General features: G+C 34.4%; 8 protein-coding genes and 1 pseudogene. 8 read left to right on the top strand and 1 reads right to left on the bottom strand.

Annotated elements, in window-relative coordinates; all coding sequences use genetic code 11:
- The first annotated feature begins 16 nt into the window (after window positions 1–16).
- Window positions 17–1219, top strand: a complete 1203-nt coding sequence (locus FXF36_RS15485) for an IS110 family RNA-guided transposase (protein WP_151623496.1) — start codon at window positions 17–19, stop codon at window positions 1217–1219.
- Between the two features lie 181 nt (window positions 1220–1400).
- On the opposite strand, the gene FXF36_RS15480 is transcribed toward FXF36_RS15485, so the two are convergent.
- Complete coding sequence (locus FXF36_RS15480; RefSeq protein ID WP_151625910.1) at window positions 1401–2702, bottom strand: glycosyltransferase family 61 protein; 1302 nt, start codon at window positions 2700–2702, stop codon at window positions 1401–1403.
- 268 nt (window positions 2703–2970) lie between these two features.
- Between FXF36_RS15480 and FXF36_RS15470 the strand changes: the two are divergent.
- The 7 genes and pseudogenes from FXF36_RS15470 to FXF36_RS15440 all read left to right on the top strand — a co-directional run bounded on the left by FXF36_RS15470 (window position 2971) and on the right by FXF36_RS15440 (window position 12009).
- Window positions 2971–3851, top strand: a pseudogene (locus tag FXF36_RS15470) (acyltransferase family protein).
- Window positions 3852–4489: 638 nt separating this feature from the next.
- Window positions 4490–6190, top strand: coding sequence for a DUF6056 family protein (locus tag FXF36_RS15465; protein ID WP_151625904.1), 1701 nt, complete (start codon window positions 4490–4492; stop codon window positions 6188–6190).
- A gap of 14 nt (window positions 6191–6204) precedes the next feature.
- On the top strand, window positions 6205–7152 hold the full coding sequence (locus tag FXF36_RS15460; RefSeq protein WP_151625902.1) for a glycosyltransferase family 2 protein: 948 nt from the start codon (window positions 6205–6207) through the stop codon (window positions 7150–7152).
- A 317-nt stretch (window positions 7153–7469) separates the two neighbouring features.
- Window positions 7470–9251, top strand: a complete 1782-nt coding sequence (locus FXF36_RS15455) for a CotH kinase family protein (protein ID WP_167511442.1) — start codon at window positions 7470–7472, stop codon at window positions 9249–9251.
- Window positions 9235–9927: a polyphosphate polymerase domain-containing protein gene (locus FXF36_RS15450; RefSeq protein ID WP_243143622.1), complete on the top strand. Its 693-nt coding sequence runs from the start codon at window positions 9235–9237 to the stop codon at window positions 9925–9927. The genes FXF36_RS15455 and FXF36_RS15450 overlap by 17 nt, the downstream gene beginning before the upstream one ends.
- Window positions 9928–9940: 13 nt before the next feature.
- Window positions 9941–10609, top strand: coding sequence for a DUF4956 domain-containing protein (locus tag FXF36_RS15445; RefSeq protein WP_151625897.1), 669 nt, complete (start codon window positions 9941–9943; stop codon window positions 10607–10609).
- A gap of 194 nt (window positions 10610–10803) precedes the next feature.
- Entirely contained in the window at window positions 10804–12009 is a 1206-nt protein-coding gene (locus tag FXF36_RS15440) for a glycosyltransferase family 4 protein (RefSeq protein WP_151625895.1), read from the top strand.
- The last annotated feature ends 5 nt before the right edge of the window (window positions 12010–12014 follow it).

Raw genomic sequence — 12014 nt, 5'->3', positions numbered from 1 at the left:
GTATAGGAGGTTATGTATGATCAGCGTAGGTATTGATGTTTCAAAGGAGAAAAGTACAGTGTGTATACTGAAACCTTATGGAGAGATTGTCGCAAGCCCATTTGAGGTAATGCACACAGAGAGTGAGTTGAAGAATCTGATTCAAATGATTCAGCGGCTGGATGGAGAAATTCGTATAGTTATGGAGGCAACCGGCATATATCATTTGCCAATGTTGTCAGCGCTTCAAGACCAGAACTTTTTTGTGACTGTGATCAATCCTTTTGAAATGAAGGAGTATGCATCCAGAGGGCTTAGAAGAGTAAAGACCGATAAGCAGGATTCAATCACTATCGCGAACTATGGAATTGATAACTGGTATCGCTTGGAAAACCATCAAGGAAGTGATGATGTGTACTCAGAACTAAAGCTTTTGGGAAGGCAGTATTGCCATTACATGGAGCTTCACGTAAAGGCACTGCTTGAATTAACGCATATGCTGGATTATACAATGCCAGGAGTAAAGAAGGAGTTTCACAGTTGGAATGAGAGCAGCGGGAAGGACAAACTAAGTGATTTCGTAGAGAGGTACTGGCATTTCGATAATATAACGGCGATGACCAAAGAAGATTTTATTGAGGATTATATTTCCTGGGCTGCCGAAAAGAAATACCACCAGAACCGATCAAAAGCAGCTACGCTTTATGATCTTGCATCTGATGGTATCCCGACATTGCCTGCCAATACCCCATCGACCAAAATGCTGGTATTGGAAGCAGTAAGGGTACTTCGAGAAATCGACAGTACCTTACTGAAGATAATAACACGAATGAAAGAACTGGCAAAGACACTTCCTGAATATGAAACTGTACGAGCGATGGGAGGTGTTGGGGATGTCTTGGCACCTAAACTGATTGCGGAGATAGGCGATATAAGAAGATTTCATAGTGGTAAGGCGCTTATTGCATTTGCAGGTATAGATGCACCGCCATATGAGTCCGGCCAATTTGTGGGAACTAATCGAAAGATTAGCAAACGTGGTTCAAAGCTACTGCGCAAGATTGGTTATGAGACAATGAGAGTTTTAAAAACGCACAAAGCTCCAGAGGATGATGCGGTATACCGGTTTATTCTAAAGAAAGAGGCCGAAGGGAAATCTAAACGTCAGGCTAAGATAGCAGGACTAAATAAGTTTCTGCGAATTTACTACGCTCGTGTAAGCGAAGTTTACAAAGCATAAAAAGTAGAAAATACAGCTTATTATTGGCTGATGAAAGTCAGCCTTTTTAGTGTGCACAAAAATAATAAGAATAGGGCAAAAAGAAAACCTGCTGGGAAAAGCAATTTACGCTTGACTTTTCTTAGCAGGTTTTGTTTGACATAATTACTTATTGATTTTGTAACAGAGACTGCTACGGTTTTTATTTTGAACTTTTACCCAATAAGAATTTGATAAAATTTTTTATCACCCGTAAAACGGTTGAATGAAGATGAAGATCTGTATAAATTGGATCTAATTTTATTCGGTTGCTGAAATAAATGTTGTATCTTCTAGTATTTTCGGATAATGGTCTGGTACTTGCAATTATTTCTCCGCCAATATCATAAGATGAATCTTTGTATTGTAGATATTTTAAACAGTACTTCTTTGCGTTAATTGTGTTTTTTATTGATTTAGAAAAACCATTTTTACCTATTTTATATTTTAGGTCGTTATCGCGTAAATAATCTATTAAAGAGTTTGAAATATAATACCAATATGGTCCACTGGTTGGACTTACTGGAAATAATTGTATGTATGAATCAATATATATGACTTCACATCCAGAAAGTTGGTTGATTGGAAACTGAATGGTATTGATTCGTACATTACGATTTATTATGGTCCACTTAGTTGAAGATGGTGAAAAAATCATATTATGAGGTAAAGTTCCCGATGTTGTGACTATTTCCTTGCAATCAGCATAAATGGATAATTGCTCTAGAAAGCTTAATTTTTCAGGCTTAACAATATGATATCCATTTTTACGGAAGATGGTCTCAATCTCTTTCTCGCCAATCTCAGTTTGTTTTGCCTTTTTTAGTCCAGTTCTTGTCAGATAGACCTTATCATATGTTAGTTCAGGACGTTTTACGGTGGCGCGAATATGATCCATGAACATTTTAAATTCAGCGCTATAGTAATGTGGACGCTTCATTGAAAGCTCTGGTACATATAGCTTTTTAAATCTTGTTGGGTTCTTGATAAATTTAATCTTATTAAGATCTATACCAATTGCTATAAGTAATTGAGCTATATTTGGACTTAGCTGCATTTTGTTTTTGGACGCCGTAAGAACAATATAATCATATTCAATTTTATTAAGTGTAAACCAAAATCTTGGTAAAACATCTACTAGAAAGTGGCCCCATTGATCTAAATAGTATCCGCCCCATATAACGTTACAATCACTTTTTTCCAAGTTTTCAATATTGAACTCATAGGGACCATTCATTAAATTTTCGGCTTCTAAAGCAGAGGCATTTATATATTCACTTTCACTTGTTAGACATCCACCTTTTCCATTTGGACTGCCTTCTATAAGTGGTTTAAAAGGAAGTGCAATGGCATCTGAATATTCAAGAATCTGAGGATGGAAATCACTTTTATAATAGTCTTTATCAGAATATACTTTATAATCATCCAAATACTGTGATTCTAGATATTGAAAATTTTCCATCATTAGTACCTTTCTTATATGTTGTATTATATATGTTTAAAATTTCAAATATTCTAAACATGAAATATTAGCAATGTGTAAAACACATAATGTAATATAATCGTTGCTTGGGGATGTTGTCAAGGCGAAAGCCAAAGTTGTATAATGAATAGAATTTTGATTTTGGTGACAGAAAACAATAGACATTCTTGTGTAATAAAAATAGGTTCGAGCTAAAAAGGAGTCTAGTAAAATCACCATTATATAAATCAGTAATAGGGAGAATATCTAAATGAAAGAGAGATTGGAATGGATAGATGTTGCTAGGGGTATAGGAATATTATTAGTTGTGTTGGGGCATTGTTTCACAACGGTTGTTAGAAAAGATAATATGATTGCAGGTTATATGTATAATGCAATTTATTATTTTCATATGCCATTTATGTTTTTTATTTCTGGAATTGCATTTAATATTTCTATTGATAAATACAAAAGTGCTGATTCTGTAGGATACTTTATAAAAAAATCAAAAAATTAATTGTACCTTATATATGTTACTCGTTTATCGTGTATATAGTATTTTCAATTGCTAATTTATTCTCTCGGATGAATGGGATACTTGATAGGGCTGGGTATGGAAAAATAACATTTATTGAGTGGATTAAGGGGCTGCTCTCTGGGGAAAACCTTTATTGTCAACATTTATGGTATATATATTCGCTGTTTATTCTTTCAATCATATCATTTGCTTTACTGAAATTAGTTGGAAACAAGTATAAGTATATTCTTTTTATGATAACGTTTATATGTTGGTATTTTTTTTCTAATTCTGAGTATTATGATGTTGTATGGAAAACATCGATGAGAGGAATTTGGTATGCTGCTGGAACGCTAATGAATAAGGAATTCTTAACATATAGAAAGAATAGAGTATATGTGATGATTTGCTTGCCATGTTTGGTTTTACTTAAGTGGTATACAGAGATTTCAAATGTTAAATATAACATTGAACAATTTCTGGATTTGATTATAATTCTTGGAATTGTTCTAGCGTTTCTTACATTGTCTTTTTATATAGATTTGAATGGAGGAAAAAGAATTACTTGGTTGGGAAAGCATACTTTTCCAATATATATCTTCCATCAGCCTTTTTTGGTTCTGGACTTGGTGTAATTCTTTATGGTTCATTACATTTAAATATTGTATTTTGCATAATTATTAGTTTTATCAGCTGTAGTGTTTTTCCTCTTGCATTTGACAGAATACTAAAGCACAAGAGATTGAAATATATACGGCAGCTGCTGTTAGGATGACAAAAACCAGGAAAAGCTATTGACTGGTCTTTCAGACAATCAAAGGCTTTGGATGTTGCGGTGGTAGCCAAGAGGTCAACGTAAATGCGCCATAAGGAGCATTTACGAGGCGACAGCTAATCTAAGAGAGGGGTTTAGTGATTTGATGAGCTATTAATATCGTAATGAAGCTGGATCGGCAGACAGGGGGGCTGCCGTTTTAAATTTAATTAGGAAATTTCTATAAAAATCTCCTTGTATTGAGTAAAAAACGTTTAATCAAAGTTTTCGGAGGTCAATCAAAGTTTATGAGGGGGCAGTAGTGCTTCGGAATACTAGGGAATTAATTGAAGCTAACTGCTACTTGTGTTATAATACGCATTGCTTTTTGCGGAAAGAAAGCATAAATTTCAATACATTAGCTGTTCTGGTTTTAGGGTAACAAATACAGATATACCATTATCTTTCCCCAAACTAGGTATTTGGGTAAACATAACTAAGGAAGAGAGAATTTTAATTATGGAAGAGAAATGTAAATCGTTATTAGTTAGGTTATATTTTATTATTGATATGGTGATATTCACCTTCTTTTTAATTATTAATATTCATACTCCTTTAATTGCTGAGGATTATGCACTTCTTGCTATTTATCCATATGAAAAAGTTAGTAATCCTATAGAAATATTAGCAAGAATGTCAGCAAAAGTAATTAAGCAAATGCTAACCTGGAACGTGAGAGTAGGAGAACAATTATCGATTGTTTTTGGGTGCTTTGATAAGGATATTTTTAATGTGTTAAATACATTGATGAGCCTATATTTCTTGCTCTTGATACAACTATATGCTTTTAAGACAGAGAGGTCTATATATAGAAAGTTAATTTCAACAATAACGGCGTTTTCTTTAATAATTCTTTGTCAACCGGTCTTGGGAGAAATATTTTTTTGGAAAACCGGAAGTACAAATTATCTATGGGGAATGTGTATTCTTCTTACATTCGCTCTGCCATTACGATTTATAATCGGGGAGAATAGCATAGATATTATAGGAAATTCAGTTAAAAAAAATATATTGTTTTGTTTGTTGGGCTTGGTTGCAGGTATAACAAACGAAAACACTGTTGGAGCAGTTTGGATAGTATATCTAGTTTATATTATCTGGGGAAAAATAAAAAGTAAAAAACATCCTCTTTGGATTTATACAACTTTTTTATTCTATACAATTGGTTTTGTTTTCATGCTTAAGGCACCAAGTACAAAGATACGCGTAGACTATTACAACAACAAGATTGGTGTGGGTAAATTAACTATTTATGATTATTTTATAAGAGCGTGCAGAGTTGTTGGTAAATTTATATACTATGATTACATGTATATCCTGTTAACTATTATTTTGATAATTATATGCTATCATTTTAAGAAAAAAGTATCTTTGGATATAAGTTTTTTTGAGTGCTTGATAATGCTCTTTATATTGGGAACCTTATCTAGTGGAGCTTTGATTTTAAGTCCATATATTGAAATTCGTGCTTTTTTTCTTACACAATTTATGATGTTAGTATGCATGGTTTATTATATGTGCGAACTGTTAGAATGTGCAAAGGTTAAAATCTCCGTTGTTTCTGGAGGGATTATAGTCGGCCTTACTTTGTTATTAGCACTAACGATGCATAATATTTTTTCGGTTTATTCTGACTACCAGAATTACTGCGAAAAACGTAACTATGCAGCACTTATGTTAAAAGAAGATTTCTATTGGGGAGAATATTGGAAACACCCATCGGAAAGAATTTTAAATACAAGAGAAGTGTTGCTTAGGGAGACACCAAATTTCTCACAAAAATACTATAACAAAGATTTTGATGTCATAAAAAAAGCCATCTGGGATTTAGAAATTGATTCTTATGAAGAAGTTTCATCTGGAGGTAATGCTAGTATCACCAAAAATGGTGATGACTATTTTATTGATGGCTATACGAATTCTGAAATCGTTAATAATACAGATGTTTATGTGAGTTTTTTTAATGACCGAGAGGTTATATATAGATTTAGTGATATTGGAGAAATACAGAAAGATGGAGCTTTTACGATAAAAATTACTACGCCTGAAAGAGAAAAAGGGGCCAAAAGAGTAATGCTTTATGTTGTAGATCGAAAGCAGAATAAATATGAAAGACTTGATTTTGACGTTTTAAATATAAAAACCACAGAACAAAAATAGGGGAGAGGAATTTAATGAAAAAAATATCCTTAATCATACCGTGTTACAACGAACAAGAAGCATTACCAATTTTTTATAAAGAGGTTACTTCGATTTTGAAGAGTATTTCATTTGACTATGAGCTTTTGTTTGTAAATGATGGCTCGAAGGATAATACCCTTCAAATTTTGCGAAATCTTACTAAAGAGGATGACCATGTGAAGTACTTTTCTTTTTCTAGAAATTTTGGGAAAGAAGCAGCTATGTATGCTGGGTTCAAAAATGCTTCTGGCAACTATGTGGCAGTAATGGATGCTGATATGCAGGATCCACCTAGCTTATTGCCTCAGATGTTGAATATTTTGGAACAGGGTGAATATGATAGTGTTGCGACTCGTCGTGTTAATAGAGATGGGGAACCAATTATTCGAAGTTGGTTTGCAAGAAGGTTTTACAAACTGATTAATAAAATCTCAGATGCTGATATAGTTGATGGAGCTAGAGATTTCCGTTTGATGAAACGCGAAATGGTTGATGCTATTTGTGCTATGGGTGAGTACAATCGTTTTTCAAAAGGTATATTTGGCTGGATTGGCTTTAGAACATATTGGCTGCCTTATGAAAATACAGAACGTGTTGCTGGAGAGACAAAGTGGAATTTTTGGAAATTATTCAAATATGCTATTGATGGAATAATAAATTTTTCACAAGCTCCCCTCAGTGTTGCTTCATGGGGAGGGATGACAATGACAATGTGTGCATTTATAAGTTTAATTGTTATTGTTGTTAGAAAAATTATATTTGGTGATCCTGTGGCTGGATGGGCATCCACAATAAGTGTGGTCATTTTTATAGGAGGCATACAACTGTTTTGCTTTGGAATAATGGGACAGTACGTGGCAAAATTGTATCTTGAGAGTAAACATAGACCACATTATATCCTTTCGGAAACAAATGCTTCCGATGTTGGGATGTTGGGGTGATCGAAAGATTGTGATGCGGCTTTTGTGGTTATCCTGAAAATAAAAGAGAGAGGTTTGAAGTGTGCTTCATTTCGAGCCTCTCTCTTTTTGTGTTCAAATTGTGAAATTATGATATAATAGTCAAGCATTATGCTCAGATTTTCTATATATAGGTTATTGTCACCATATATATTATCTGTGTATAATGTTTGAAAATGGGCGTGTGGTGTGGTTTTTTGTGCGCCCAATTGGAGAAGGGAGAATGCTATTTATTATCTAGAAATATATAATAGTAGTCGAATTATGAAATGACCAAATCGAAACCTATAATATTATTAATGATGATATTAGGCGTATTTCTATCAATCTTTTGCTACCAAAAGGTTAAGACAGATGACGGGATTGTTGATGAAGTGCAGCTTTGTATTGAAGGAAATGAGCATATAAAGTTATATAAGACTAATGGTATTTTGTATGCATTTATTCCGTCTGGAATAGATTTGGGAGATGTTGCTATATCATGTCCTAAAAATTGCATGTATATAGATGGTATCAAGGCGGCATCTGGAGATACGTTAGGGGATCTTAAATTATCTTTTGGAAATTCTTATAGTCTGTTATTTAAGCATAACAAATATGAATTCAAGGTATTACAGTCTGAAAATGTCTCAACATTATTTATTTCCAATGCGACAGGCAATTTTGAAGAAGTTCTTAGTGATAAAAAACATAGAGAACCTGTTCGCGTTAACCTAAAAGATAAAAATGGCAATCAGCTTTATACTGATGTAGCAGATATATGCGGAAGAGGAAATACAACATGGAATCTTGATAAAAAACCCTTTAATTTGTATTTTGAAAATAATGTATCTTTACTTGGGCTTGAAGAATCAAAAAAATATTGCCTTTTAGCTAATGGATATGATGAATCAAATCTAAGGGATAAGCTGGTATATGATTTTGCCAAAGAGGTAGAGGATAATTGGACGCCAGGATGTGAATATGTAGACTTATATATTAATGGCGAGTATTACGGATTATATCTGTTATCTGAAAGTGTGCAGGTAAGTGAAAATAAAATAGATATTAGTCCTGATAGTGGCTATTGGTATAGTATGTCTATTCCTAGTAGAGTGGCTTCGTTGGATGATTATGTAGTCACAGATGATGGTAGGATTGTTGAAGTTAAGTATGCTGGAGATGATTCTTCAATATTGCTGGAGCACTTAAATGAGCTTGAAACGTCATTAAAAAATGATGGTGCAGCTGAACTTATAGATACCGATTCCTGGGTTAGAACATATTTGATAAACGAAATATTTGCAAATACTGATATATGTTCATTGTATTTTTATTGGGATGCAGCAGATGTTGCCAATAAGATATATGCTGGACCACAGTGGGATTATGATAATGCTCTTGGAAATGCCGCTTGTAATAAAGTGAAACAACCTTCTACAGCTCAGATTTCTGGGCAGTTGTCAAGATTCACTAATTATGGAAATTCCTGGTTCGGTGAGTTGGCTGATTCTCCAGAATTTGAAGAGAAATATAGGGAAGTATATAAAAGCGAGTATCGTTCAATTTTAGATGATATCATTGAGAATAGAATAGATGATTTGTCTAATAGTATCGAAAAGGCATCTTATTGCAACTCTGTTCGCTGGAGTGGAATGTTTACAGCAATGGGCCATAATGACTCAGCTGGTGATATAAAGCAGTACTTAAGCGAGCGTGTAGATTTTTTGGATTCTATGTGGGTGGACGACGAAAAATGGCACTCCATTAGAATTAATCGTGGGGCTGGCGCGAGCTATGTGTTCTTTTCTATTAAAGAAGGGGAATGTATTGCTGAAATGCCAGATGGCAATACATTGGGAGTTGGCAATATAGCTTATTTTATAGATGAAAACACTGGCGTAGAATTTTCACCTAATGAAATTATTAACGAGGATAGGTGTTTAAAGGCGGTTTTTGCTGAGGAGACACAGGCTAAGGCTACAGGACATCACATACCGGTAATGAAACTGATTTGCTATATGACCGGATTTCTGTTTTTTATAGCTTTAGCTTATCTGGCTACTATGGATAGGAGGATACATATTGGGCAACAAGTATAGGCACGAATATAAGTATCTTGTGACAGACCAACAAATAGAAGTATTAAAGCAACGATTGAATTATCTGATTCCGATTGATAAGCATGTTGCAGAAGGAAGCGATACCTATAATATTAGATCATTATATTTTGATGATTATTTTAATCGTTGTTATTATGAGAACCTAAACGGAACTGATCCGAGAGAAAAGTTTAGAATAAGAATATACAATGGTAGTGATTCAAAAATATCTCTTGAGTGTAAGAGGAAGGAAAGAGGTAAAACATTGAAGACTTCCACTTCACTTACAAGGGAACAGTGCGAACAGCTGATGGCTGGCAGACCGATAGTGGATGATATAGAACATCAGCCTATAGTATTGAGAAAGCTTACAATGGAGATGCTGATGCACAATATGAGGCCTGCTATTATTGTGGGTTATGATAGGGTTCCTTACGTTTATGATGTGGGAAATGTGAGGGTTACTATTGATACAAATTTGTATTCATCGACTGATTTAAATGATTTCTTGACAGGTAACATAACTCAGAGACCTGTTATGCCAAGAGGACATCATTTGCTAGAGGTTAAATGGGATGAGTTTATCCCGGATGTTATTTATCGAGCATGCCAGCTTGATAACTTAAATCAAACTGCATACAGCAAGTATTTTTTATGCAGACAATATAATATGTAGGAGGAATAATGAAATGGAACACATTTTTAAAAGATCATTTTTGGAAGGGTATGCAAGCGTAGATATTACAGTGGAATCTGTGATTTTAGCTCTTGCAGTCACCTTTTTGATAAGTATATATATTTTCTTTGTATATAGAGTATTAACAAGAAAAACTTTTTACTCTAAGAATTTTAATATTTCATTAGTTGGCGTTGCTCTTATTACATCAGCTATTATTGTTACAATCCAATCATCAATTGTTGTCAGTTTAGGTATGGTAGGTGCGCTTTCTATTGTAAGATTTAGAACTGCCATAAAAGATCCAATGGATTTAATGTTTTTGTTCTGGTCGATTTCAATAGGTATTATATGTGGCGCAGGATTTGCAATGTATGCAGTGCTTCTGTCATGTGCTATTACAGTTACATTGGTTGTTTTGGATTGGGTACCAGTGGCTAAGGCACCTATGATTTTAATTGTTAACTGCAGTGATTTGGATGCAGAGGAAAAGATAACAGGAATAGTTAAAAACTATGTTAAGCATTTTTCTGTAAAATCTAGAAATTTGACTTCAACAACATTGGACATCACAATAGAACTCCGTACTGATGAGGGCGGAAAGCTGGTTAGGGAATTGATAGATGTGGATGGAGTGTCATCAGCTAACCTTCTACAGCATAACGGAGAAGCTACTTTTTAGTAAAACGACTCCCTGACAGGCATATGCCTCGTTGGGGAGTTTTTTGCGTCGAAATTGTGAAAAGTAACATATATGTTAATGAAATTTGATGCTTATTTTACTAATCTGCGATTGTCAACAGTTGTTTGAAGGTTGTATAATTTTTCAGTGTGGGCAAAATTTAAGCTCAAGAAGGATATGTAATGGAGAATGTTATGAAAGTACTTATGGTTAACAAGTTTCTTTACCCTAATGGGGGCTCGGAAACGTACATTTTTAAATTAGGTGAAGCCCTGATTGCAAAGGGGCATCAGGTTCAGTATTTCGGAATGGAACATGAGGGTAGATGTGTTGGCAATAATGTTGAAGCATACACATCTGATATGGATTTTCATGATGCCAGCAAATTAGAAAAACTCACATATCCTTTGAAGACTATTTATTCAAAGGAAGCACGTCAGAAAATCAGACTTGTTCTGGACGATTTTAAGCCAGACGTAGTTCATCTGAATAATTTCAATTATCAGCTTACACCATCTATGATTTTAGAGATTGTTAAGTGGAGAAATCAGACAGGTCATAATTGTAAAATAGTTTTTACCGCACATGATTATCAGCTTGTTTGCCCAAACCACATGTGTAACAATCCAAACACTCATGAGAATTGTGAGAAATGCCTTAGTGGTCATTTTATGAACTGTACTAAGGGTAAATGTATTCACGGAAGTACAGCAAAGAGCTTTATTGGAACTCTTGAGGCAACTTTCTGGAAGATTAAGGGTACATACAAGTATATTGATAAGTTTATTTGCTGCAGTGACTTTATGAAAAGTAAGCTTGATTCAAATCCTCTTTTTGCTCCAAAGACAGTAGCAATTCATAATTTTATAGAGTCTATTCCTTGGGTAGAGGCAGAAAAGGAAGATTATGTTCTTTACTTTGGTAGATATTCAGAGGAAAAGGGGATTCGTACGCTTATTGAGGCAGCTAAGAGAATGCCTGAGGTTAATTTTATTTTCGCTGGAAAGGGCCCCCTTGAAGATCTTCTTAAGGGCATTGATAATATCAAGAATGTTGGATTCCAGAGTGGTGATGATTTAGCAAACCTTATTCATAAGGCTAAGATGTCAGTATACTCTTCAGAATGGTATGAGAACTGTCCATTCTCTGTCATGGAGTCACAGATGTACGGTACACCAGTTATCGGTGCCAATATCGGAGGTATTCCAGAGCTTATAAAGGTAGGAGAGACTGGTCTTCTCTATGAAAGCGGAGATGTGGATCAGCTTTGTGATGCCATTCATACTATTTGGCAGGATGATAACAAGGCTAAGGCTATGCACTATAATTGTAAGAAGCTTAGCTTTGATACTATAGATGAGTATTTGGAAAAAATCTTAAAAATATACGTGAAGGAGTAGTTGTG

The sequence above is a fragment of the Pseudobutyrivibrio xylanivorans genome, assembly GCF_008935055.1.
GTDB lineage: Bacteria > Bacillota > Clostridia > Lachnospirales > Lachnospiraceae > Pseudobutyrivibrio > Pseudobutyrivibrio xylanivorans_A.
The sequence above is the reverse complement of the archived record's forward strand: the minus strand, read 5'-3'. Positions and strand labels throughout refer to the sequence as shown.

Excerpts from the sequence above, each read along its gene's own strand:
- FXF36_RS15485 (WP_151623496.1), top strand. The coding sequence starts at position 17 with ATGATCAGCGTAGGTATTGATGTTTCAAAGGAGAAAAGTACAGTGTGT.
- FXF36_RS15480 (WP_151625910.1), bottom strand. The coding sequence starts at position 2,702 with ATGATGGAAAATTTTCAATATCTAGAATCACAGTATTTGGATGATTAT.
- FXF36_RS15465 (WP_151625904.1), top strand. The coding sequence starts at position 4,490 with ATGGAAGAGAAATGTAAATCGTTATTAGTTAGGTTATATTTTATTATT.
- FXF36_RS15460 (WP_151625902.1), top strand. The coding sequence starts at position 6,205 with ATGAAAAAAATATCCTTAATCATACCGTGTTACAACGAACAAGAAGCA.
- FXF36_RS15455 (WP_167511442.1), top strand. The coding sequence starts at position 7,470 with ATGATGATATTAGGCGTATTTCTATCAATCTTTTGCTACCAAAAGGTT.
- FXF36_RS15445 (WP_151625897.1), top strand. The coding sequence starts at position 9,941 with ATGGAACACATTTTTAAAAGATCATTTTTGGAAGGGTATGCAAGCGTA.
- FXF36_RS15440 (WP_151625895.1), top strand. The coding sequence starts at position 10,804 with ATGAAAGTACTTATGGTTAACAAGTTTCTTTACCCTAATGGGGGCTCG.